A 24,442-nucleotide genomic window follows, 5' to 3' on the forward strand; every position below is an offset into this window, starting at 1 on the left:
CCGATTCGCGATGCGCCACCATCCAGCCGACGACATAGCGACTGAAGACATCGAGAATCACATAGAGCTGAAAGTACGTCCATTTTTGGTGGCTACGGAGCTTTGTGATGTCCCAAGACCAGAGTTGATTGGGCGCGGTGGCCAACAGTTCTGGCTTGGTATACGTGGGATGCTGGCGTTGCTGACGCCGGTCTTGGGTCTCGCCATCAGCGGCCAACAGTCGATACATGGTCCGTATCGAACAGAGGTAGATGCCTTCATCCAAGAGCGTGGCGTAGACCTCAGCCACCGAACAATCCATAAATCGTTCTGAATTGAGCCAGGCTAACACCTGCTGCTGTTCTGCCACAGACAGGGAGCGCTGCGGTTTAGGTCGAACCGGCGTGGACGGGCTACGCTGACGATACAGGGTGGCTCGACTGACGCCTAACGCCAGGCAAGCCGGGGCAACGCCCACGTCGAGCGCCAGGGTCTCAGCAGCACGGTTCAGTCGGGCTCGTCGCAATGGATAGGACTCAGAGAGATCCCCATTAACTGCGAAGTCTTTTTTTTGGATATCGATGATCAGTTCGGCCTGCTGCTATTTTGTGGCGCAGCTGTTGATTCTCTCGGCGCAATTGCGCCAGCTCTTGTTGAACCGGATGCGGAATTGTGGCTTTGCAGCCCCGCTTATTATCGGCCAGCGCTTGCAGTTGCCCCTGTTGTCGCTGGTTGCGCCAGGTACTCAACTGCGATGAGTACAGCCCTTCTCGTCGCAGTAAGGCCCCGATTTGACCCAGCTCAGTGCACCGATCTGCAGCTTGTACCATCTCGAGCTTATAAGCGGCGGTGAATTGACGGCGGACAGGTTTTTCTAGAACTTCGGGATCTAGACGGGCGGCTTTCCCATTGTTTTCAGGATTCAAGAGCTGCGATTGCATAGAGTCTGACATGCGGGATAACCGTTCCTTCTACTCTAATTGGGACTGGCTAAGCTGTCTCATCTATTGTTGTCACAGTGGGAACAGAAGGCTCAAATCCGGCAGTATGCGGTCGGGGCCGGAACCAGCATGAGCACCTATCTGCTGGACTGCGGCCTGAAGCGGCGGCGGCAGGTAGAAGGGCCGCTGATTAACCTGAGCCTCTTTCAACAGCTCGCGGAACTCACAGAAGCCCTCAAGAGCAAGGGTCAGGGCCATCAGCTTGAAGATGTCCTGGAACTCATTTGGGAGGTGCGGCGAGAGATCGCGCTGAGAAGACTGGGTGACGCTATCGAAAAGGTATTACCAAAATCATGAACATCAACTATTCCAAGGGAGCCAACCCTTACGGGCTAACGAGCTATGTCCTATCCCCTGAAAAACAGGAGCAAGGGCAAGCTGAGCCCATCCTGGCAACTAACATGGTGGGGCTAAATGCCGAGGAACTGGCGGAGGAGTTTCGCTTCGTCCATGACTACAACCCTCGGGTAAAAAAGACGATGGTGCATTACTCGGTGAGTTTATCGCCCCAGGAGCACAAAAGCCCGGAGGAGATCAGCGCCATTTCCAACGCCGTGCTGGAAAGGACTGGCCATCAGGACTGCCAGTATTTTGTGGTGGAGCACCATGATCGCCAGGCGCGGCATCAGGTGCAGCATTGGCACATCGTCACCAGTGCCGTCGATATGCACGCCAAGTGGGTCGATGATGCCTTCATCAAAATTCGGCTGAAGCATCTAGAACGGGAACTGGAAGAAACCTTTGGCCTAGAGCAGACGAAGGTTCGAGCTAAGCCAGAGCGCTACAACCTGACCACAGGAGAATATCGGCTGAAGGAACGCACGGGTGGGGAGCTGACGAAGGAAAAGCTGTGGCGATCGCTCCAAACACACACCGCAGACCAGCCCTCGATGCTGATGCTGGTGACACGGTTGAAGGCGGCGGATATCTCCGTGCGGCTCTATGCCCGCGATGGCCAGATCGATGGCATTAGCTATGGCATGGAGGGCATTGCTTTTCCGGGGTACAAACTCGGAGCGGCCTACTCCTTCAAGGGATTGCAACGGCATCTGGGGATAGACCACGCCCCCGAACAGGATGAATTGCTGCGCCGAGTGAATCTGCTGACGGCTCAGCAGTGTCGGCAGTTGGTGAAACAGTCCAAGGATCGAGATTCAGCCGTGATACCCCAGGTGGAAGAAAACTCCACAGTTCAACTGGAGTTAGCTCAGGATATGTTGGCGATCGCGCTCCAGGTCTTCACCATCAACCATCAGGCGGGAAGAACGCAGGAAACCGAGGCTGGCGTTTGGCGGCTTTCGGGTAAGCGCTATGCCTCAAGCTATGACTCCGCTGCCCGCGAGTTCTCACTGACATCCTTGGACGATAGAGGACTAAGGATTCAAGGGCAGGTTGAAGGGGAAGCCCTGAGAGTGACCGCAGCTCAGCACATTCAAGAACATGACTTGGCGGCATTCGAAGAGATGCGGCGGATTGTGGATATGGTCTCCGTTCAATCTCCATTGCAGGAGCTGTAGAGCGTCTTTGGCTGGTGGTTACAGTAGAATCAAATCGAACGCACACCATCCTAAATGGCGACTCAGATTCCATCCCTTTCTGCACCACCGGGATATCGACCTCAGGCTGACGATACAGGCTCTGAGACCGATTTGTTGTGTTTTCATCTGCTCAGTCAGCGCACTCCGACAGAGCGGGTAACCATGGCGGCTACCATGATGCAAAGTGCCCGGAAACTTTCCCTGCATTGCTTGAGCCGCCAGTTTGCCCACCTTTCCCCCCAGGCCTTTGCCCGTAAACTGGCGGAAGCCTGGTTACAGGAAGACTGCCCCCCCGATTACATTCCTACCGGCTCTGAAATGACCTGGATTCAGGATTCGACCGAACTGGCCGCTCAGCTTCACCGCATTTTTGCCGTCGTCGGTGTTCCCTACTATGTGACTGGGGGCACGGCGGCGATTACCTATGGCGAACCGCGCACCACTCGTGATTTAGACGTGGTCATTTCTGTTCCTCGTGATGCCTTGACGCCTCTGGTGACAGCCTTAGAAGCCGCTGGGTTTTATGTTCCTGGCGTAGACGATGCGATGACGGGTCGCATGCGCACCCTGCAAGTCACCCAGGTGGCTACCATCTCCCGAGCTGATTTGGTGTTGGCCGATGATAACGAGTATGAACGACTCAAATTTCAGCGTCGCCGCCTGATTCCCTGGCCTGACGGCAGCGAAGTGTATCTGGTCTCGCCAGAAGATGTTGTAGTCAATAAATTGCGGTGGGGTCAGCAGAGTCAATCGGATAAGCAATGGCGGGATGTTCTAGGCGTGCTCAAGACTCAGCAGGAGCAGTTGGACTATGAGTACATGCACCGTTGGGCGGCGGAGTTTGACCTCTCAGGAGGTCTAGAGCAGGCCACTCTAGAAGCTGGGGTGAGGGCGATCGCAGACCAGCAGTGGGCTACGGCTATCTATCCCGCCATCAATCGCGCCTTCGAGCTGGCCCAGGCGCGTAACCGTACCACCCAGCCCCGTCCTGGACTCGATATCGCAGACGGCAACCGGTACAGGCTAACCCGAGACAGCGCCGCTCAAACCCTGACCGTTGTCGCCAAGACGGATGATCGGGAAATTGCTCGATACGATTGGCAGGGCACTGTTTTGACTACTAGTCCATCCTTACAGGATCGGCAGCAGTGGCGTGCCATTGCTCAGCGGGTGTGAGGCCGCCCCATCAAACCAGCTCCAGAGGACGATCCCAGCAGGATTGCGGGGAGAGCCGCTGAACGAAGCGAGCGAACTGGTCAAAGTCAGGTTTTCCCAATCGACAAGTTTGGATAGAGTCCGCTTCGACCAGCAGCAAAGTGCCCCGGTGCTGGGCAGAGATCTGCAAGCTCCCATCGAAGGGGCTTTCAATTCGGTAGGTGCGCCCTTCAAAGGCGGTTCCTGTAGCGCTGCTATGTTGCCCTACGTTTTCTAAGATACCTCCAGCCTGCTGAATCACGGTATCCACCTGCTGCCAGTAGCTTTGAACCTGCTGCTGCATTAATTCTCGATATTTCCTCGGCATTGGTTTGCCCTCAGCTACCCGCTGACCGATGGTTTTGATTGATTCCAAAGTGCTCTCAGGGGCATCCATGGCTCTGGCGATTCGGTACCAGTCCCGGAGTTGGATGAGCGTCGAGTTCTGCAAGTCGGAAGGATTTGAACTTGGGGCGGACAATCGCCGATAAGCCTCGATCTGTTTGGCAATCTCTACCTGAGTGCTCGTCGGGCAGCGAGCCTCAAAAACACCTCGGTCTAAGCGCCGTACCCGCTTCCACAGAGCCGCTTCATTCCCTCGATACACGCTGGCTGGCTGGCAGGTGTCAGGATTAACCAACGCCAGGCAGCGGCGGAGCTTGTCGTCGTCATAGCCAAAGGCATCGCCGACGCGGTGAATCAGGGCTTCAGCGCGATCGCCCACCAGCGGAACCCCATTGGCGAAGGCCCAATTCTCGCTGCCATAGAGTTCTCGGGCGGCGGCGACCAGCGACATGGACTCATCCTGGTAAAGATCTTGGCCATCGAGAAGATCTCGAACTCTGGCGGTCACCAGGTCTGCTAGATGAATGGCTCCTTGGCCTGTAACGGTTCGCAAGGGCGGCAAGGGCAGCCTAGGTTGGTAGTCGATGGGGCGCTGTTCTACCTGCCGGGAGGATGAGCTAAAGAGACCGATTTCAGACAGATTCTCAATTTCGACTGGCTCAACTCGCTGAAAGGATAGGTAAGGATTCCCGCTGGGGCCAATCGTAGGAGCTAGAACGGTAAAACGACCGGCTCCCAACACTTCGCCAACGTGTTCCCCGCCCGGTGTTAACGCAAAATTGGTAAAGCCTGGCGAGGTTTGCAGCTTGACGGCGAATCGCCAGCCGCCGCTGTGGGTGCGCTCGGTAAAGGTGTCTTTGAGGCGAGGATGCTGATCCAGCCACTGGACGATCGCTTGATCACAGGCATCGGGTGACTCAAAGCCCTTGGTATCGAAATCAATCCAGGCCAAGCCCTGATGCCCCCCGAGAGACCCCACCCCGGTTTGAGGATGGACAAACCACTGGCGTAGTTCCTGCTGAGTCGGCAATCGGTTCTGGAAGTGGTGGTGAAAAACTAGATGGGGAATCCCATGCCCATCGAGGTAGGACGGGTTTTTGCCGGTGAATAGGGGGTTGGGTCGAAGCTGCCCGTCCTGCCAGTGGCACTCAACATGATCGTAGATACCCCGCTGCGGCTTCGCGGCCACGATGCGGGGATAGCGATAAGGATCTTGAGCTGGGGCAACAGGGAGGGCAGGCAGGTGACGGGCTGCTAACCACTGCACCGTCGCCCAGACGCCCGCATTGTGGGGAAGGGCCATGGCCATCACCGGATAGGGAAAGGTTAGGGTTCTAAACCAGCGGGTTGCCGTTGAGCGGTTTGAACAATCAACGCACGACTTTGAATTAGCTCGGCAAAGGTCTGAAACCGCTGGGCATCGACGTGGGTAATTTGGGAGAGGGTGATCTGGCCCTGCTCTAGGTTGAGGAGATCCCCTCGACCAGTAGCCGCGATGCTGAGGTGATGGTCGTTGCCGTGGATTTGGTACGTTTTGCCGCTGAAGTGTTGGCCTTCGCTGTCCTGGGTACCGACGAGGTTGAGGATGGAGCGGGCCTGCTCAGTGACGGTGGTGATCTGAGCCTGCCAGGCGGATTCATCGCGGGTCATCGCCTGGAGGTCGCGATCGCCCAGCGCCTGTCCTACCATTGCACCCCGGCTGATTACCTCAATCTGCTTCAGGTGCTTCTCTGACCGGCCAACATCGCGAGCATGGCGGTACCACTGCCGCAGGACGTCGATGGTGGGTTGAGCCGTGGTTGGCGGGGGCGATTGGGTTTCCTCGACAGCTAGAGGAGCCTCAACCGGCTTTTCATCAGGCGATTGGGGCGATTCTGTCTGGTTCCAGGCCGGATCGCCCTGAACGAGTGCGGTTAGAGGTTGGGCTGTCCCTTCAAAGGTTTCCAGAGAAAACAGACTCGGCTGTTCTTCTGCGGTCAGTGGTATTTCAGGGGCCAGGGCGATCGCTGGACTGATTGGCTCGTCAGGAATCGCGGGTGCTTCGCTGGCCTGACTGACCGGATCCGCCACCGGGTTTTCTGAAGGTTCGATCTGAGGATGCACCTCAATGGCCTCTGAGCCATCGACCATCACCACCGGGGTGCTCTGCCGCAGCCATTCGAGATAGCGGTCCTTGGCATGAACCGGAAAGCCCGTCACAGGCACCCGACCCAGCTCGGGGCTGCCGGAATCGGTGCTGGTGAGAATGACCTCGGTTTTCTCCGCCAGCGCTCTGGCATCGGCCATGAACGCTTCGTAAAACCGGCCATCTGCGGTTTTGGTCAAGAGCAATGCATCTGGATGCTGCGCCTTCAGATCGAGGTAGGCTTTGATCTCTGGCTTCAGGGAGCTAGGCTCACTGGCAGCAGGTGTGGGTTGAACCGTAGAAGTCACATCTGCCTGAGATTGAACTGACTGAGCCTGAAGTTGCTGCTTTGCTGCCTCAGCAAAGCCCTGATGCTGGATATTGCGGGAGAAGGTTTGGGCAAAGAGCCGATCCGGGGCTCTCAGCTCTCCCCCTCGAATCGGGTCTTGGGTAGCGATTTCCTTGAACCGAAGTTGCCCGTTCCCTTGAATCTTAAACACCATTTCGGTGTCGATAAAAGTGTCGCCGTTTTGCTCCAGGTAGTGGGTCAGGTACAGCTCATCGAGCTGCCGCTCCACCACCAAAGGAATATAGGGCTCATTCTCGATTTTGAGGTGGTAGTCTTCGCCTACGGTGACCACTTCTCGAATCCCAGCTTTCTCCAGGAAGTTGGCGATCCGCTTTTCGATTTGGCCCTGCTGCTGTTTGGGTGGGAGAATTCCGCCAGCAGAAGGGGTGGGCTGGGTTGAGACTGGAGAAAGCGGCGGCAGCAGGGGCTGAGGTTCCCGAACAGGAGTAGGGGCAGGTGTCGCCGCGTCAATCACTTCCAGTTTGGGGAGCTGAATGCCCAGATAATCACGGGCGATATCCTTGTGGTCGAAGGCGGCTAGGGTATACTGGCGCTGGTTCATCAGCACCGTGAGGGTTTGCTCCAGCCGTTCGGGAGGCACCACCACCTCCATGCGATCCGCCACGGAATGAAAATCGTTGCCCACCGAAGCAATTAGGGCTTCATCGAGGAAGTATTTCGCCCCCGATTCTTTGGCCTTGGGAGCCTGCAAGACAAAGCTGTCGCCATTGGCCTGGGCCTTGAGAATTAGCAGTTCGTCGAGGGTCTTCACTGCGCCCCGGCGACTGGTCAGATCGGTGAGAAACGCCTTGACCTGGTAGCCCTGCTTAAAGGCAACCGGCTCTTTATCCAGCTCCTCACGGATATCAAATTCTTTGGGCATCACCAGCCCCTGGCGCACCTGGCCCTGATGGTCGGTGAAGTTCACTAACTTGCCTTTGGGGTACTTCTCGAAGGCTTTGATAATGTTGCCGGTAAAAATCTGCCGCTCCACCCGACCGCTCTGCTGAAACTTATCGAAGAGGCTGTAAACGTCGTTGCCAAACCAGTCCTGGGCTTGAGGTGTGATATTCACCGCCCCTTCTCGCCAGCTATTGAGCTTTGAGAGGGGCACGGTGATCTGCCGGGCGGAGTCCGCGACCAGCAGGCGCATCTTCCAGTTGTTGGGCGCAGCAGGGCTGCCGGGGCGAATCTTCTGATCGATGTTGGACACCACGCCGTAGAAGACACTCTGGGTGGTGCCGGAGACAATGCGAACCGGGGTGCCACTGGGGAATTGCTCAAGGGTGGAGGAGACCTGGTCGAATTGTTTGTCGAGGCGATCGCTGAACTTGTTGGCCGCCGACTCTTCCTTCTTGGTGGCGAGAACGGCGGTACGGTATTGTTCAGTCGCTTCGGTAAGGGCAGCGATCGCCTCATCCGCCCGCTGCTTTGACGGAGCCTCCAGCACTTCCGGGTCATGCTCCTCCAGCGTTTTCACCGCCTCCAACCCCAGCCCCTCCCGCAGCACATTCACCGCCTGAAGCTGAGTCAGCGGTTTGCTGGCACTCTTGGCATCGACAATCTCCAGATACACCGGCCCGGTGAATTCCGTCTTCACGGGGCTGTCGTCAGGAATCACCTCCATCCGCGCCGTGGTGCGGGCATCGAGGTCGAGTTGGTCTGCCTCCAGGATGCTCTCGCCCATGGCACGGGCCTGATCCACCAGTTCTTTGTACTCGGATTCAATCAGGTCATAGACCGCTTCCTGCTGCTCAATCGGTAGTAGGGGAATCGCCCCGGTCACCCGCTTAATCAGGGCCACCTCTGAACCGTCGTTTTGGGCTTTGAGGGTGGGGAAGTCTAGCTGGGCATTGAGTTCCAGATCATCGCTCAGCAGTTCATTGACCACCTGCTCCCCGTAGGCATTCATAAAATCCACCACATTGCTGATGGAGATGTCGGTCTCCCGTGACGCCGTGGTGTTGGCGTTGAGGCTGGCCATCTTGCGGCAGAGGATTGCCCCCGGTCGCTTCTCGGCAGGGAGATCGCCCATCAGCAGGGTGTAGCTGGGCAACTCCACCTGCCCGGTGCGGTGAATGCGGCCCAGCATTTGCATAAAGACGTTGATATCTCGCTCGGCCTGGGCGACGATCATGTGACGGGGGCGCTGGTCGGCGAACTTTTCTGAAGCGTGGAGCGAAATTCCGGTGGAGCCGGAGCAGTTCAGCAGGATGGCATCGGCATCGCCCGCATTGAAGAGAGCTACGGCTTCAATCTTGGCTTTGGAAGAGGTTTCGGTCTCGGTGCGAACTTTGTAGGTGGTCGTACCATCGGGGGCATAGTCCAGTCCGGCTTTGCGTCCGGTGACTTCGCTGATCCGGTAACCGGCCTGCTCCAGTCGCTGCTCAATATAGTCGATGGGGCTGATGGGAATGCGGCTGAAGTCCCCTTCCCGAATAGATTCCAGGGCATCTTCATAGGCGAAGAGTCCTTCATCGCCGAGTTCTGTGTCGGTGAGGCGGTGCCGATCGCTCTGCCCCTTGTAATTCCGCAACACTACATCCCGCGAGCGTTCCAGATAGCGTTCCAGCAAGTTGGAGAAGGAGAGGTCGAGGCGATCGCCATGCTTGAGGTCATGGGCATCGGCGTACCCCTGGATGAAGCTGCCCATGGTGTTGGCCACGGCGATCACTGGCTTCTGGCCGTTTTGCAAGGAGTGAATCGCCTCCTGCACCGTGGCTTCAGACTTCTGCGCCAGCAGCCCTTGCTCGATACAGTTGTGCATCAAGGAGGTGAAATTGGTGCTTTTGGCCCCAACTTCGCCGATCGCGTTGTCGTCTCCCAGGGCTTTGGCTTCTTTTTTGAGTTCTTTGTCCAGTTCCTTCACGGCTTTCTGTTTGGCCCGGTCAAAGTCTTTGATCGCTCGCATGGCAGCAGAGAATTCATCAGCCACCTCGCGCTCTACCGGCACCACTTTGGCCTCGAAGCTGACGCCGTCATAGGAGCGCTCGCGCCTGAGCATCTGGCCCGAGGCAACAAACTTACTGGCCACCATTTGCTGGAGAGGCACCCCGCCACGGGTGAGGATATTCTCCAGAGCATCCATGCTGCTGACGGCCAGGCGCAGGTCGGTGCGACGGGCATAAAGATCCATCACATCGGGACGCTTGGCGTAGGTGGCAGAGGAGTAGAAGACACCGGAGGAGAGGTCGATGAGCTGGCGAACAAACTCGGCTCGATCTGGGGCTTGATTCTTTAGCTGCCATTCGTTCTTGGTGCCGCCCGCTTCATGGGCTTCATCCAAAATCAGGATGGCATTGGGGGCGAGGGCTCTCAGGAACTCCCGACGCAGGGGCTCTTTTTTGCCCACTGTTTGCAACTGACTATAGGTCGTAAAAATAGCGCTGTGATTGTTGAGAGTGCCGGAGCGCATCATCTCCAGCATGGCTTTTTCTTGCTGGGCACCTCGACCCGTGAGCAGTTCACCGCCGTTGGGCAGCGGAATTTGAATGTTGATGTCGGTAGCAAAGGGGTGAAACTGATGGGTGCCAATGTCGGAGACATCGCGCATCATGTCGGCATAGAGGGTCTTATCTTTAGTGACGAAGATGGCGTGCTTGCCCTGCTGCTGGGCATAGCGCATGATGCTGGCACAAATTCGGCCTTTGCCAATGCCGGTTTGATCGCCTGTGATGAAACCCTGCCCGCGCTCCAGATTATCGATCGCCAGCGCTGATGTATCCACCTGCTCTGCGCTGAAGTACTGGTGGAGTTCTTGAATTGAGGCGTAGCCCAGCCGGGTGGCCAGATACTCGTCAATATCGCCATGGCGCTGCTCGAAATTATCCAGCGCCGCTTGGGCGGCACTCACCATGTTGAAGGGAATCAGCGTCTGGGAAGAAACGCCTTGGCTTTTGGGGAGATACGCCACCTGCTTGGGTTGGGCGTAGGCATCTTCTGGTGTTGACGTTGTGTTGGATTCGGGGGAGATTTCCATGGGAATGTCCTTGCCTAGTGCTGAAGGGTGGCGCTCAGGGCCATGAGCCAGGCTTCCAGGTGGGTGTCTTGATGGACTTCCAGAAGCGGCTCGAATTGGGTCTGGGTCGGTGAAAATGGCGTCGTCGGGAAGGTGGTTTGCCCCATTCCCGTTAGCCAGAGAGCTTCGCTGAAGGTTGAGTTGTGGAGAATGAAGGCTTCCGCCCACTCCAGCCGCCAGGCCCATAGGTTGAAGGTCTCCGGGTCGTTCTGGGTTAGCAGTGGAAAGTCCTGGGAGGGATGCAGATCGCTCAGGCCACGGGCCAGCAGGGTTTGAGTGGCTTCGAGGGTCGCGATGTCTAGCCAGCTCTGAATCATTCCGTCGAGGCGTTCCACCATCAGGGCTTTGTAGGTCTGCTCGTCGAGAGCTTGCAGGCTCTGAGGCACTTTCACCACGAACAACGAACTGTTGTGGGGCGGTGCCCAGATCTGGGGATAGGTGTCGTATTGGCCCATGGGGTAAGGTCTCCTTGAGTTCAGCGAAGGTGGTTTTGAGGTCAGGGACTTGGGCAGCGGGGAGATGCCGGGTAGACGGTCCCCGTCCGGCAATGACGATGACATCGATGGGGAATCCTGCGCCCTGCTTGCGGTAGAGGTCACCGGAAATTGAGAAATGATCGGTGACGGCGTACTGGTTGTAGAGGACGTAGAAGAAGGCCCGACTTTCGCGGGTGTTGTAGCGCTCAGACCTGAGCTCTGGGTCAATTCCCTTTTTGCCTCCCAGAATCAGCACCGCTCTCCCGTTGTCTTTCATTGCCTCCAGGGCTTTGAGGGCGATCGCCTGATCCACCTGGGTCGTCCAGGTATCGGCAATGGGGAAGCGCTGGGTGCGGTGGTTGGCTCCCTTAACCGAGCCAAAGGGCGGGTTGCAGATGATTCGGTCTACTGGTTTCTGGGGCTGATAGCTGGTGGCATCGTGCTGGGTGAGCTGCCGGTAGCCTCGGGTCTGGAGTTCGGCCAGGCGATCGCCGTTAATCTCATTGGCCATCACCTTCTCTGGATTTGCCCCAATCAGCAGCGCCCCGTTTCCGGCGGTGGGTTCGTAAACCCATGTTTCAGGAGTAATATCAGCCAGAACGGAGGCCAGATAGGCGATGGGAACCGGGGTGCTGTACGCCTGCTGGAGGACAGAGGTAGACGAACGAACGGTGAGATTGGGCTGTTGCTCCAGCAGATCCACTAGGCGATCGTAGGCGTCGTAGGTGGTGGGGCACTGAGCGATGCTTGGGCCGGAGGCGCGCACCACCGCTGCTTCCATGGCTTCATCGACCACTTTAGTGAGCGGATCACCGGGGATGATGAGCTGTCCTAGAACGTCCGTTGCTTCCCGTCTGGCCTCAGTGATCCGGGCATAGCTGACACCGGCCAGGAGGCGATCGCGGAAGTGCTGAATGAGCTGCTCTTTGGCATCGGGTTGCATGAGGACTCATGGCTCCACCGTCGCTGAGGGTGCTTCCGGGTCGCCCCAGTAGTAGCCCCACCAGGCAACGCTGTTGTCCGAGGGACAATAGCGGTAAACTTCGGCTCCACCAAAGAAGACCGAGACATCTTCCGGGACGAAGGGGAGGTACTGCTGGAGAACGGCTTGCAGGGCTTGGGTCAGTTCGCTGATGCTCTCGGGTAAGGCAGCTTCAGCGACTTCAGCCTCAATTGGGGCGGGTGTCATAACAGAGTTCATGGGTTTGTCCTTTCGTTTTGAATGACCGAGTTGGCAAAAGCAATCAGGGTGGCCTGGGAGCCGTAGCGGATGCCGACGCCATAGCGCACCCCGCTTTGCTCCCAAAAAATCTTGGACGTGTCGCAGTTAGCACCGCAGACAAAGGGAATGAAGAAGCCAGTGATGCCGTTCGTCAGGGCGACAGTGCCCATGGCTTCCGGCGATCGCGCCACCGGCTGAAAGTCAGGCTCAAGTTCGTAGGCATAGAGGGATGCCACCTTGGGAGTGTCTTGAAAGACCTGCTCGCCGGAGAGAAAACCGAAGGAGCAGCTGTCGTCGCCCTGGCAGTCGGCAGTCGCATCGAGGGAGATTTCGTAGTGGGAAGCGGTAGCGATTGTGAGGTGGGGAACGACCTGCTGGAAGTGGCCATCGGGGGTGATCGGCACGTTCAGGTAGGGCTTCGAATGTCCGTCTGACGGCACCAGAGCATCGGCGGGAATGAGGGTAGGGAGCACGATCGCGAGTTGAGTCTGTTGCTGGAGCTTGGGCAGCAGGCTTTGGAATTCCGGTAATACCGTTTGGGCACCGGGACTAGGGGAGGTTTCCTGTCCTTGGGCGACCATGCAGCCGGAGAGGAAGACAATTCCACAGAGGAGGTAAATGAGGAAGAAGTGGCGAAGGCGAATCATGGTTCTGGAGGAGGAAAGGTGTCATCGGTTAGCAGGCGATAGGTGTCGGGGAAGCTTACGTGGAGTTGCTTCAGGGCGTTCACTTGCTCAGCAGAGAGGAGATACAGCCCGTGTTCGGCGTTGATGTGGGCCGTCAGACTTTGCTGAAAGGCATCGAGGCTGCCCAGTTGGGCGATCGCGTGTTGATAGCGCTGAAGTTCCAGGCTTTCAGCGGCTTTGGCGGAAACGTAGCTACTGAGGGGACGGCGGATAGAGGTGGAATCGACGATGCGATCGCACCCCCGCTGCGGGTCAACGACAATCACCTCATCGCTGGCATCGAGAGGATTGGTGGTAACAAAGTCGGGATAGATGCCCAGGAGATAAACGGTTTGGCCCTGGTCTTGTACAGTGCCGAAAACATCGAAGCGTTAGCCGAAGGTCTCCAGGCAGATCCGTGCCGTGTCGGGAAGTTCAACACCAGGCAGCGGACTGGGCAGATAGGACTGAGCTGCCACGGTAGGAGAAGGCTGGATCGGAACGGGAGCCAGCAGCGCCGAGGGTTGTGGATTTTGGCCCCAGCCCAGCAAAGGCAGTGTCACCAGCAAGAGTCCGACCGTGAAGCTCAGACAGAGGGTGACTACTGTGCGGTTAGAAAAGTGACGACAGGCCATGTCACTGCTTCTGCCCCCACTGAGCCTGGAGCTGCTGCACCAACTGCACTGCGGTAACCTCAGGGACACCGAGTTCGATCAAGGTGCGGCTATCCATCGCGCCGCCGCCGCCACCAACGACCTGCCAGGCATTGTCCTGACGGGTCAAAAGCATTTCGCCACCGCCATCGCCCAAAAGCCAATCCACCAGGGCATAGTTACCGACTACGGCGACGTGGGACACGCGGGGATTCGCATCCTTAGGTTGGCCTGGAAAGGTTAGGGCTTGAACCACTGCTGTGGTGATCGTGGAAGTATCGGTCTGGACATCGGCGATCGCAGGCGGAATGACCGGCAATAGGCCCGATAGGGTGATGACGATGGGGAGCCCCATCAAGCCAGCGATAACCACGAGTGCAAACAATCGACGAATCATGGGAATGACCTCATTAGGAAAAAGGGAATAAACCGTCAGCCGTTGACGCGATAGATATGGTTGGCGCTCTGGCTGCCGTAGTAAGCGTCGTAGGAGTCGCGGCTGCCGACCCAGCGAAACTGGGCTTTACTGGATGAGTTAGAAATGACCTGGGTACAGCCGTCATTCATGCAGAAACCGATGTGCTCGCCCTGACTGCCCCGAAAAACGATCACGTCTCCGGCATGGGCTGAAGCTGTCGTCACCCGAGTTCCGGCACCCTGCTGCAAGTCAGCTTCGACGGAAGGAACATAGTTGGGATTGCTACCGATTTTGTGGCCGACCGCATCTGCGAGAACCCGGTTTACCTCATAGGCACAGGCCAATTCACCACTCCCCGGCCCACCTTCTGAAGACTCGTTGTAGTGGGCGTTGATGGCATTCACAATCTTTTGCTCGGTGGCGTTGCCATTGGAGCGAGCAATCAGCTGTCCGGGATGGTTGGCGCTGGTGAGATTGGTGTCGGTGGTCGTGGCCACGGTGGCGCACTGATTGAGGGCTCCTAGAAACTGATCCGCCTGCTGCGCCACCTGATCGCTCTTGTCGCTGTCGTTGACGATGTGGCGAGCGCCGACAAAGTCATGGTTCTGGCCGCTGATGTACTGACCCAAACGGTTGCCGGTGAAGGTGCCATCGCGCATGCCTTCCACGGCAATTGTGGCGGCTAGGTCTGGCTGGTTGGCCAGTTCGGGATGGTTGATCAGGTCTACGCCGAGGCGGTTTGACCAATACTGGTAGTTGCTCTGGCCCGTGAGCTGCACATCGCCGCGACCGTAGTAGCAGCCGGGGCCATATTCACCGCAATAGCCGCCGTCTTCATTGCGAGGCCGAAAGTTGGTTTCGGTTTCGGCGGTGGCCAGAATGTAGGCGAGCTGGGCGCGATCGGTGATGCCTGCCCGTTGCGCCGCTTCCAAGAGCTTGGGCACCGTCGTTGCAGCGGCAGACGATTCCGTGGGCGGCACCTGGCTCATCACCTTGGCCAGACAAGGGCTATCCACAGTCACCGCACTGAGGAAATCCGGTTCGTTGGCCTGAATCAGGGCATCAATCTGCTGCTGCACTTCAGCAGGCAATGGTGGGATGTCGGGAATATCGCCTGGCGGGGTGCCGGGAGTCTCACCGACAAAGACAATGCCTTTTTCCTGGGCGCTGAACCAGGGGATGGGGCCAATGAAGTAGGGCGTACAGCCCAGGTCAATCAAGCCGTGGTGGCAGACCCGGAAGTAGATACCAAAGCTGCCGCTGCCGGTCGATTCATCGGTGTTAGTGAGCACTACTTTGAAGACCGGGCCAAAGGGCAGGCGACCCGTCGGTTCTTGCCCGCCGTTGATCGCGCCTAGAATGCCGTGTCCACCCGGCACCATTTGCGCACCTGGCCCGGTGCCGCCTTTAATCCACTGCGCCCCATGCAGTCCTCTGGGGTCACCCGCAACCCCAAGGGAGACGGGAGAGTTGAGTTCCAAGTAGGCGCAACCTCGGGATTGAGCACACTGATAGGTGAAGCCGACTTTGTCACTGCCGGTGATGGAGCGCTGGGTGGGGGTGCTGCGGTGCTCCATTGGGCCGTAGGTGACATCGTCAATGGCGATGAAGCCGAAGTAGCCTGCGGTAGGGGCATTGGGAAAGGCGGCAAAGGGCACCTGGGAGAGCCCCGGCACCTGGCCGACAAAGGTTTGCTGCCAGCCCTGGAGGTTTGCCAAGGGGGTTTGGGTAAGACCGGGGATGGCGTTGAAGCTGTACTGGCTCAGATTTAGGTCGCCGAGGGAGAACTGACCCAGCAGGTCGTTGCTGGCCAGTTCGGAGAGGGGGCTGCTGCCGAAGTCACTCAGGTTGAGGGATTGCAGGGCCAGGTTGCTGAGGGCAGCAGGGTCGAGGTTGTTGACGTTGAGGCTGACCAGGTCTTTGAGGATGGGTACCTGGTCGAGGGTGCGCTGGGCCAGTTGGGGAATAGCATCGACCAGGCTGGCGAGGGTTTGTTGGGCGATGAGGGGAAAGTTGGCCAGGCTGATGCCGTTGAGGTTGAGCCCGGTGAGTTGAGCAATGGCAGCAAGGTTGAAGGTTTGCAGGCCAAAGGCGTCTTGTAGGTCACCGAGCATCAGCACCTGGTCGATGGGGGTGTTTTCTGACCAGATGCGGGAGGGGTTGTAGCCCAGCTGCGCGGCGAGGGAATCCGGGATTTGTAGGGAGCCAGATTCGCTGATGACAGGCAGGGTGGAGAAGTTGATGTGGCCCCAGTCGGGGACAATTGCCCCGTTGTAGAGGGTGGAGGGAATATGCTCGTCCCAGGCGTCGGCATGGGCTGGGGAAAGCCCAAGGATGGGAGCCAGCAGCAGGAGAAGGGCGAGAAGGCTGGCGAGGAAAACGGCTGTTAGAGTTTTGGGAAGGTGGCTGGGCATAGCTCCCAGGGCGAGGGGTGGCGGATGGAGTTCCCTCGGAGGCCCTGTATGCCAAAGGTTAGGGGGCGGCTATGGCAGGTTTATGGAAAAGATGGGCAAATATTGGGTAGCTAGATCCAAAAAGCTGGCGTCTACCCTGAGTGCGGCATGGTACATTTGCATCCATCCGCTAATTGAACCACCATGATCCAGATCATCCGCAGCCGTGCGGAACCCGAGCAAATGCTTCAGATGCTAGAGGCTCTGGGAATCTACATTAAACTAGCTGTAGATGTTGAGCGTAGGATTCTAGCCGGAGGTGGGGAACTTCACACCGATTGTGAGCTTATTTTGCTGGATGATGGCAGTGAGCAGGCCAACATTTGGGGGGCTGATTGGTATCCACTCAGGCAAGCGGTTGGGTATGAATCACTCATCAACATTCGCCCTAGTGCGAATAATAGGTCGATGGAAATTCAAGAGCCTGTTCTGCGGGAAGACATTAGCCAAATCGTGCAATCTCTTTTGGGCAACGTTGAATGGCAATAAACTGGGACATTCTCAAGGCACAGTATCTTCAGGCTAACCGGGCGACTCAGCTAGATAGTTTGGCCCTGAATTTGACGCGGATTCAGCTCTTGGCGAAGAGCGGCACAGATGAGTCGGTTGCTCAACACCTAGTCAGGGAGAGTCAGTTTTTTATTGAATGGGCTGTCCCAAATGTTGATTTGGAAACGGATGTAGCTTTCGCAACTGAGCTGGTAGATTTGCAACGATTGCTGAGTCGATGGAAGCTAAGTTGGTCAGAGCTTTGGGCTAGTGAGAATAAGCGACAGGAGATTGCGATACTGGCTCAGCAGTGGTGCGATCGAATTCACAGGCGACTTGAACTGTCAGCAAGTTAGTGAAGAGGTAAATGTCTTTTCCAAGATCCAATCTACGTGACGGTTGGTATTCAATTTTCCTGGCGGGCGATCCTTTACAACAGTACCAGCACTCTGTTTAGAGACTGTTAGCAACACAATCACTGATTAGATTTCTCTGGCTGTTAAACAGAATCCATATTCATCAGACATTTCAGAAAAGATATAGAAGCTCTAAATACTTCACCGCTTGAGATGCGTTATAGTTCAAGAGAACTAGCATATTCGCAGACATAGTATCGATACCCTCTACAAATTTTCAATTCTAGACTTCTATATATAACTATGAGGATTTAGTTATAGATGCCAACCTCAGCTTCAGAATCTCATGACTTCTCGTTACTTGCTCAAGTTGTTGAGTTGAGGAACGCATGGGAGCGAAATCACTCTGAGCGAGCACAGGGTGGATTGCTATCAATTAGTGGTTTTGAATACCAATTTCTGTTAACGCTTCTAAAAATCATATCTCTATGGAAGGCATCAACTGATATTGAACGCCAAGATTTAGAAGTAGCCAAAGGTGTTCTTTCAGAAGCTATTTCCGATATTATTGAGACTGGGAAATATATTACTTTAACTCAGGCAAAGAGAACCCTCTCTGCTAGCGGTCTCAGGAAAGCTCTTGAGGAGTTATGGCAAATTTTTATACTCGCTTCTACCAAAACTCCTGAGCTAGCAAAACGTCTCGAATTTGTAATCTCAGGCCAGTTAGAAGGAGATGAAAATCCCCAGCAAGTTATACAGGGATGGAGAACCCGATCTCAAGGATATCCTCAAGAAGAATTGAGATTATTTAAGGAAATTATCCGCTATGAAATAGTTCCTGATCCAAGAGTTGATCTTTTAACTGAACTACAAGTTCTTGTGAGGAATGAAGATGCAGAGACGACAATTGCACGCTGGTTAGGGTATTTTCTTCAGCTTGGTTCTGGGTTTTCTCCAGAGAGTATAAGTACATTAATCTGGAAAGAGCTTTCTAGCGACGGAAGCCTAAAGGCATTTCGTACAACCCTTGCTAGACTATTCAGTCGTTCTCAGAGCCGACTTTCAGCTGTTCGAGAGACGCTTGGTCGAGATATTATTCTGCCTAGAGTTGAGCTTTCGGCGTTACGACGAGCTTTACATGAGAACAACATTACTCTCCTTGTCGGCCCCTCTGGTTCAGGAAAGTCGGCGCTCTGCAAATTAAGTGTCCTGCAAGAATTTAATCAAAAATTTGACTGCTTATTTTTACAAGCATCTGACATCACTATTTTTACTGAGTCTTCAGAAGTAAATGCTAATCAGAAACTAAGAAGGCTTGACGAGCTTTTAAATGCGCAGATTACTCAAAAACCTAATCTCATCATAATTGATGACCTGGGTGACGTAGATAATCACCACTTGGATGCTGTTTTAGACTTGCTGCAAAACACTTTGGCTGCTGGTACATTTGCAAATGTCCGTTTCATTCTTGTTGCTCATATAGATGCTAAAAATCGTATCCATGAAAAGATATCTGCCAGATTGGGAAGCAGTTCTATATACACTGATGTCGAACTACCGCAACTTCCTGTAGAAGAACTTGAGTCTTCTGAGAACCTACCTGATAGTATTGTCAAGCTGATTCAGCGATATCAAGAATTTGGACCTGCGCTCAATTTGAAGTTAATTGATTGGCTAGTTCGCAGTATTGAACAAAATAAAATTGATATACCTGTTTTTAGAAACGATCTAGACTTGCTTACTTGGTTTTGGCAAGACTACATTCAAAATGGGCAAAAAATTAGCGATTTAAGTCGAGCATTAATAAAAATTTCTGAGGGGCTGGCCGATAAATTTGTGCCTGATCTTCCGTGTCATTTCGATCCATCTATTGATAGTAGCACTTTACACGCTTTGGTAAGGCGTGATTGTCTTCATATTGTGGACGAGCGGCTCGCTACCACTCATCGCTTTGTTGGAGACTGTGCAAGGTTTCAATATCTTCGAAGCTACCGTAGGGAGATCGAAGGAAAACACTTAGTAGAAAGGTTGCAAAATCCGTTTTGGGTTCAACCAGTTCGCTGGTTTTCACTACAGTTAGCATTAGAAGAGGAGCAAAGGGAAACTTGGCAGGAAATTTTTTGTGAAGCTTTAGAATGCAAGCATTTACAACTTTTGGATTTGCTTTTAGATGGTGCAATTTTAAGCAAGCAACCAAGCTGTGTTTTGCAAGGATGCCCAGACGGAAGCCTGTCTTTTATAATTGAACGTATCATTGTTCGCCTTCTAGGGATTGCAACAACACAATACTCCTTTTATGCAAATGACTATAAATCTAAGCCTCTCCAAACACGCATTAAAATTCGAGAGAAATTAACCGGAATTCCTCAACCAGAGTTTTGGGAACCTATATGGCGTTGGCTCTTTTGCCAAGATCCCGAAAACATACTTGAAGAATCATGCATAGTTTTTAAGGCAGCGGAGGCTTGGTTGAACTGGAGTGAGAAGGCACAAGAGTTTTCGCTTCGAAATGAAGTTGCTAAATTTACGCTTGATTTAGCACAAAAAGTATTGTTGCCTGATCCTAAGCCACGAGGGCGCAGTATTGACTCTGCAGAACTTGAGGAGTTATTTAAACGAAAACAGAAAGAGATCATCCCGCTACCGGAGCCACCTAGGATAAGAAGCTACTATTTGGGTGATTTTGAGGAAAATGCTTTTTCTTGTATAGTTTTTGCTCTCCGCATCACTCAAGAACGTGCAACATGGTTTCTCAGAGTATTGGCAGGCCGAGAAATTATCCCGTCAAACAAACTAGAACCAACTGAAGTTTCATCTTTTCTTAGCAGACCTGGTGTGGGAATACTTGAAACGCCGCATCCACAAGGCCCCTCAGGAGGAGTTGATTACCGTTTCCGAAAGTTCATGCTTAACCGAAATGGTCTGTATCTAAATGCAGTTATCCTTACCAATCCCCAACTTGGAGTCGAGTTATTCTTAGCTTTGATAATTAAACCGCCAAGCTACCGCTATGAAAATGATGCGGATTTTGATTGGGATGATCGACATCTCGGTATAGCTGGCTCTGATGACATTGATGTTTGTACCTTCAAATTCCTCCCATTGCTCTCATTGCTAGAAATTGATGAAGTGGTTGCCATCAAAATCATTAATATTCTTTGCAAAATTGCGACAAAAAACAACCAAAAGAATTACGAAAGAATCGACCAAAGGACAACTTCCTTAGAAGATCTTTCAATTGATCCTCTTCGGGCTGATACACATGAGCTTAGTTTAATTATTGAAAACGTCAACAAGCAATTTGAAGGAGAATGCAAAACTCTTTACTGGCACCGAAACAGTCCGCTTTCCCCCAAAATTATTAACTGCCTTCTTATGACATTGGAAGGATGGCTTTACAGTCGCCCTTCTAGGCATAAACTTGAATGCTCTGTAGATACCATATTTAATCAAAGTGATACAGTTGCGCTTCTAGGCGTTTTAGTGACATTGGCGAAATGTGACTCTCGTCTCTTAAGTGGCTGCCTAATGCCGCTCACTTCATCAGTACAGTTACTCGTATGGTTAGAGTTCGAACAGATTGATAGTAGTGGCCAAAACTATGTTTTCGACAGCATTGGTTCTAGAAAACTTGTAAAGGAAGAGCAATGGGAACTGCTGGAGTTTAATCGACTTTCATACCGTAAGCATGATTTGTTGAGAATAATTTTGAGCTTATGGGTGAATGAAGTTATCCCGGATAAAGCAAAAACAAAAGTTTTGAATAACTGGGACAATATTCAGCTTGCATTAGTTCCAGAGGTAAGCCGCAGAAGAGCCTTAAAAATTCGTGCGTGGTTTGAACCAAACAATTGGAAAAGAGAAATTAATCATCAAGATGAACATGAGTTCCAGTTTGTTGGAAACTTACCTGAAGACGACGAAACTGATGCCAGAGCTGAGAATGCACTTCTAAATCTCCAGCACCTTCAGCTGACAATGACATGTCGGAAAATTATTGATGGAGAACAGGAAAAAACCTTAGAGCTCCATGACCATCTAGAAGATATTTTGACCAGTGATGAAAAAATTGAAATGCTTAGGAATACTCTCGAATCAAAGTCATTTCTTGATGTTGTCTGGGCATCTGTTGCGATCATCCTACAGCCACCACTCAAACCTTTAAATCAAGAATTAGAAGCTGACTTAAGTTATTTGGCGGAAACTCTTGTGAATGCTCCTTTCTCCTTGGATCGTTTCAGTCGTTGTCAGGTTTTCAACGTAGATGCTAGTGCCTTTATTTCTCATATAGCTCCTAACTTAATAATGAGGCTTAAGTCTGACAGCGAAATTCTTGCTACAACTTTTCGATGCTTAATTGGAGCGCGGAATCGAGATACATCAGCTTTCTTGAGGTCTTGGCTTGAGGATTATGGGTTTGAACATTCGCTTACTCAAAAAATTATCAGTTTAGCTCCTTATATTGCCCGATTAATAACGCTAACTCATGCTTTAGCTTATGCTAGATGTATTCAGAAAGTTGCCAGATCTGATGGCTCTTATATAGTTCCACGCCCTGAAGAAATTGACTATGAAGTTGGCAAGAGAGAGGATCTTCAAGTTCAGGAGGCTTGGGTAAGCTTACAGCGTGACTTCACCGAGAATAAGTTGCAACCGATTACGATTTTTAATGCCTCTGAGTGGGTCCCAGAAGCCTTGAATGAGTCTTTACAAAAAATCCCTGCATGGCTTAAGGGAAGATATGTTCATCATTCTTTTGACTGGGAATTCTTATTGGCGATATTAGTACCCATATTTCGAACCGTAGAACAAAGTGACAAAAACTCAGATTACGTTGTAGACCTAAAGAATCAAGTAATAGCTGAGTTGATTTATGAACGAGAAAATACATATTTTGAATTTAAAGCTAATGAAGAAAAGAAGCATATTTATAGTGGCTCACGTGTACACATACATCTTTATCAATCTCAGTCTCAGATTTTAGATGAAATACTTAATCCAAGAGAATCAGGTTTTTTGAGACAGTTAGATGAAATCATTTGTGAATTCAAGGAAATCAGTCTGATTGACTGTATTTTCCTAGAGCATGTGATTGATAGACTGATATACAGTTCTGCTGATAGTTCTGCCGCTGAAAAAAGAAATATTTCCTTGCATCATCAAGCAGTCTTTGCAATTGGAGATTATCTCAATGAATTTACACAACAGTCGACATCTGAGCTTAAGACCCTTGGAAGAACAGGGAATGCTTGGGAACGAATGATTGAACTTATTTCTCAAGAGCCTAAGTACACTGTAGATGTGGCTTTTATAGATCGGTTTGCTGTGGATTTCGTCAAACGTTACCAAAAACTTTTATTTCCTAATTCTCGTTTGAGGTGGAGGCTTTATCGCACCGCTACATTTAAAAATTTCAAGCAATTACGGCGAATAATTTTTCGGTTTCTGATTGAAAAGCCGAAAATTGTTTCTAATGACAAGAGCGAAGAGAGTAAGGTTTTGGTTCAAGTTTTAGCCGAACTCTGGGATTCTGACTACACCTGGATAGTTGATAGACAATCTCGATGCAAAAACTTAAAGCTTTTGCTTAGTCAATTACAGAAAATTGATGCAGTAGGAGCAAGCCTTTTAGCAGATCAAGTGGCTGATTCTTTGTCGAATTCTACCAGTTAAGCGATTATTTGGCTTCCAAGCTGTCGGGATGGAAGAGGGAAGTATAGGTGAATGTCACTGACGTAAGCCCTATCAAGCTACCAGCTTAGCTTTCAGGACTGAGCGGGGTTCCTGCATTCTCGGGAACGGTTTGGGACGACGTTTGACGACTCGGGGTTCTGAACGGTTGGGGCGAAAGGGAACAATCAGCTCTTGCACAGCGCTTAACAAGGCCTGGTAGCCTCGCTGTTGCTGGGATGGAGCGAGATGGAGAAACTCGGGTCGGAAGTGATTAAATTGTTGCCGAGTGCCCTGAAGGGAGAGCCGTAACGCGTCGACCTCAGAGTCGGCAGTCGCCTCCCACATGAGGGTTCGCAGCAGATTGTAGGTCAACAGATGAACCCAAATGCTTTTGGTCACCATAGCGGGCGTTTTGGCGGCAATCATCTCCATAGCTAAGGTGGTCTTGAGATGCCTGAGATTGACTTCGGTGGCCTGCCAGCGGAGGTGATAGAGTTCGGCCAATTTAGCTTTGCGATACCGCTTGGCGTCCATCAGGGTGGTCACCACTACGATGTTGGTCGGTCGAAACCCAGGCGTCTGAATGGAGAGAAAGACTTCGCGTACCTCAATCGACTCGGGTAAGGCTTCAAACTCCTCAGGCGAGAGGGCGTCGGGGCATTGCTTGGGGCGTTGCCACCGGACAATGTGGTCGCCAATCCCAAGCTTTTTGCCACGCCTGAAATCGCAGCGGCGCTGATGGTGCTTGCGAAAAACGGCATCGGCTCCCGTCAGCGCGACCCAGGCCAGATCCACATAGGTGCCATAGGCCGAATCGGCCACCACCACATCCTCTGGGCGCAGGGTCTGGTAAAGTTGGCGGGCTAAGCGCCACTCACTCACCCGAAAAGGAGCCATCGCTACCTCCAAGACCGCTCCCGTAGTCACGCAAAACCACACCTGAAGCTTCAACAGCGGAAAGCCACAGCCCGTCTTCTGATTGCTGTGTTGGGGATACGCCGCTTGATTGGCCTTGGTATCACTCATCAAGACCGTCGTGGCATCAAAGGCCTTGACTCGGCGACCACACCACCGTTGTTCCGGGGATACTTTCCGTTGTAACGCCCTCGTCACTCGCTTTAGTAGGGGTGGGAAAATGGACTCGCTCAGGCGCTTACGCGCTTTACTGTACCCCCCGGTATCGGCTGACGGCGGCTCTAAGCCCGCCAGGCTCATCCAGGCCACCACCCGCTTGACCGCATGGCTGAGACTGCCATCGACATCAAGAACTTGGGAGATCCAACTCCACAGCACTACCATTGGGGTGTAGAGCACTTGGCGATAGGCGATGCCTTGTTCGTCCACTACAGCCTGGACTTCGGCTTCCGGTAGAACCTTGGCAAAGGGTAGACCGATACTGTTTTGGTATTTCTCCTTGAGGACATCCGCACGATTCGGCATCATAGAGACATGGTTTTGGGTTTCGACGCTTCGATCTTTACAGAT

At 53.2% G+C, this 24,442-nt stretch carries 14 protein-coding genes and 1 pseudogene; 5 read left to right on the forward strand and 10 right to left on the reverse strand.

Features of this window, described 5'->3' with window-relative positions; genetic code table 11:
• A pseudogene (locus LEPTO7104_RS41855) lies at positions 1–920 on the reverse strand (DDE-type integrase/transposase/recombinase); the annotation flags it as partial.
• Between the two features lie 129 nt (positions 921–1,049).
• Between LEPTO7104_RS41855 and LEPTO7104_RS0126530 the strand changes: the two are divergent.
• The 3 genes from LEPTO7104_RS0126530 to LEPTO7104_RS35480 are packed head-to-tail and all read left to right on the forward strand — an operon-like array spanning position 1,050 to position 3,694.
• Entirely contained in the window at positions 1,050–1,277 is a 228-nt protein-coding gene (locus LEPTO7104_RS0126530; protein WP_225887053.1) for an alpha-amylase, read from the forward strand.
• Positions 1,274–2,497: a relaxase/mobilization nuclease domain-containing protein gene (locus LEPTO7104_RS0126535; RefSeq protein ID WP_017301619.1), complete on the forward strand. Its 1,224-nt coding sequence runs from the start codon at positions 1,274–1,276 to the stop codon at positions 2,495–2,497. The genes LEPTO7104_RS0126530 and LEPTO7104_RS0126535 overlap by 4 nt, the downstream gene beginning before the upstream one ends.
• Before the next feature lie 54 nt (positions 2,498–2,551).
• On the forward strand, positions 2,552–3,694 hold the full coding sequence (locus LEPTO7104_RS35480) for a hypothetical protein (RefSeq protein WP_155523797.1): 1,143 nt from the start codon (positions 2,552–2,554) through the stop codon (positions 3,692–3,694).
• 10 nt (positions 3,695–3,704) lie between these two features.
• On the opposite strand, the gene LEPTO7104_RS0126545 is transcribed toward LEPTO7104_RS35480, so the two are convergent.
• The 8 genes from LEPTO7104_RS0126545 to LEPTO7104_RS37430 form a co-directional block, all read right to left on the reverse strand.
• Positions 3,705–5,360, reverse strand: a complete 1,656-nt coding sequence (locus LEPTO7104_RS0126545; RefSeq protein WP_225887054.1) for a bifunctional DNA primase/polymerase — start codon at positions 5,358–5,360, stop codon at positions 3,705–3,707.
• Between the two features lie 23 nt (positions 5,361–5,383).
• The gene (locus LEPTO7104_RS35485) at positions 5,384–11,968 is read right to left on the reverse strand and encodes a strawberry notch C-terminal domain-containing protein (RefSeq protein ID WP_155523798.1); all 6,585 of its coding nucleotides are present in this window, start codon (positions 11,966–11,968) and stop codon (positions 5,384–5,386) included.
• Between the two features lie 6 nt (positions 11,969–11,974).
• Complete coding sequence (locus LEPTO7104_RS0126555; protein ID WP_225887055.1) at positions 11,975–12,214, reverse strand: hypothetical protein; 240 nt, start codon at positions 12,212–12,214, stop codon at positions 11,975–11,977.
• A gap of 8 nt (positions 12,215–12,222) precedes the next feature.
• On the reverse strand, positions 12,223–12,894 hold the full coding sequence (locus tag LEPTO7104_RS0126560) for a hypothetical protein (protein ID WP_083887143.1): 672 nt from the start codon (positions 12,892–12,894) through the stop codon (positions 12,223–12,225).
• The gene (locus LEPTO7104_RS37420; RefSeq protein ID WP_017301627.1) at positions 12,891–13,199 is read right to left on the reverse strand and encodes a hypothetical protein; all 309 of its coding nucleotides are present in this window, start codon (positions 13,197–13,199) and stop codon (positions 12,891–12,893) included. Before LEPTO7104_RS37420 ends, LEPTO7104_RS0126560 begins: the two co-directional genes overlap by 4 nt.
• Before the next feature lie 105 nt (positions 13,200–13,304).
• Positions 13,305–13,547 carry a hypothetical protein gene (locus LEPTO7104_RS40455; RefSeq protein ID WP_155523799.1) on the reverse strand — a complete coding sequence of 81 codons (243 nt, stop codon included), beginning with the start codon at positions 13,545–13,547 and terminating at the stop codon, positions 13,305–13,307.
• A 1-nt stretch (position 13,548) separates the two neighbouring features.
• A complete protein-coding gene (locus LEPTO7104_RS37425; RefSeq protein WP_017301628.1) occupies positions 13,549–13,962 on the reverse strand; it encodes a hypothetical protein in 414 nt (137 codons plus the stop codon).
• Between the two features lie 35 nt (positions 13,963–13,997).
• Positions 13,998–16,397, reverse strand: coding sequence for a hypothetical protein (locus LEPTO7104_RS37430; RefSeq protein WP_017301629.1), 2,400 nt, complete (start codon positions 16,395–16,397; stop codon positions 13,998–14,000).
• Positions 16,398–16,580: 183 nt separating this feature from the next.
• Between LEPTO7104_RS37430 and LEPTO7104_RS0126580 the strand changes: the two genes are divergently transcribed.
• Together LEPTO7104_RS0126580 and LEPTO7104_RS40460 are read left to right on the forward strand one after the other, a co-directional pair.
• A complete protein-coding gene (locus LEPTO7104_RS0126580) occupies positions 16,581–16,925 on the forward strand; it encodes a DUF5674 family protein (RefSeq protein WP_017301630.1) in 345 nt (114 codons plus the stop codon).
• Positions 16,926–17,602: 677 nt separating this feature from the next.
• A complete protein-coding gene (locus LEPTO7104_RS40460; RefSeq protein ID WP_155523800.1) occupies positions 17,603–22,957 on the forward strand; it encodes an ATP-binding protein in 5,355 nt (1,784 codons plus the stop codon).
• A 72-nt stretch (positions 22,958–23,029) separates the two neighbouring features.
• On the opposite strand, the gene LEPTO7104_RS0126600 is transcribed toward LEPTO7104_RS40460, so the two are convergent.
• Positions 23,030–24,400: an IS4 family transposase gene (locus LEPTO7104_RS0126600; RefSeq protein WP_083886984.1), complete on the reverse strand. Its 1,371-nt coding sequence runs from the start codon at positions 24,398–24,400 to the stop codon at positions 23,030–23,032.
• Between the last annotated feature and the right edge of the window lie 42 nt (positions 24,401–24,442).

The sequence above is a fragment of the Nodosilinea nodulosa PCC 7104 genome (assembly GCF_000309385.1).
Classification (GTDB): domain Bacteria; phylum Cyanobacteriota; class Cyanobacteriia; order Phormidesmidales; family Phormidesmidaceae; genus Nodosilinea; species Nodosilinea nodulosa.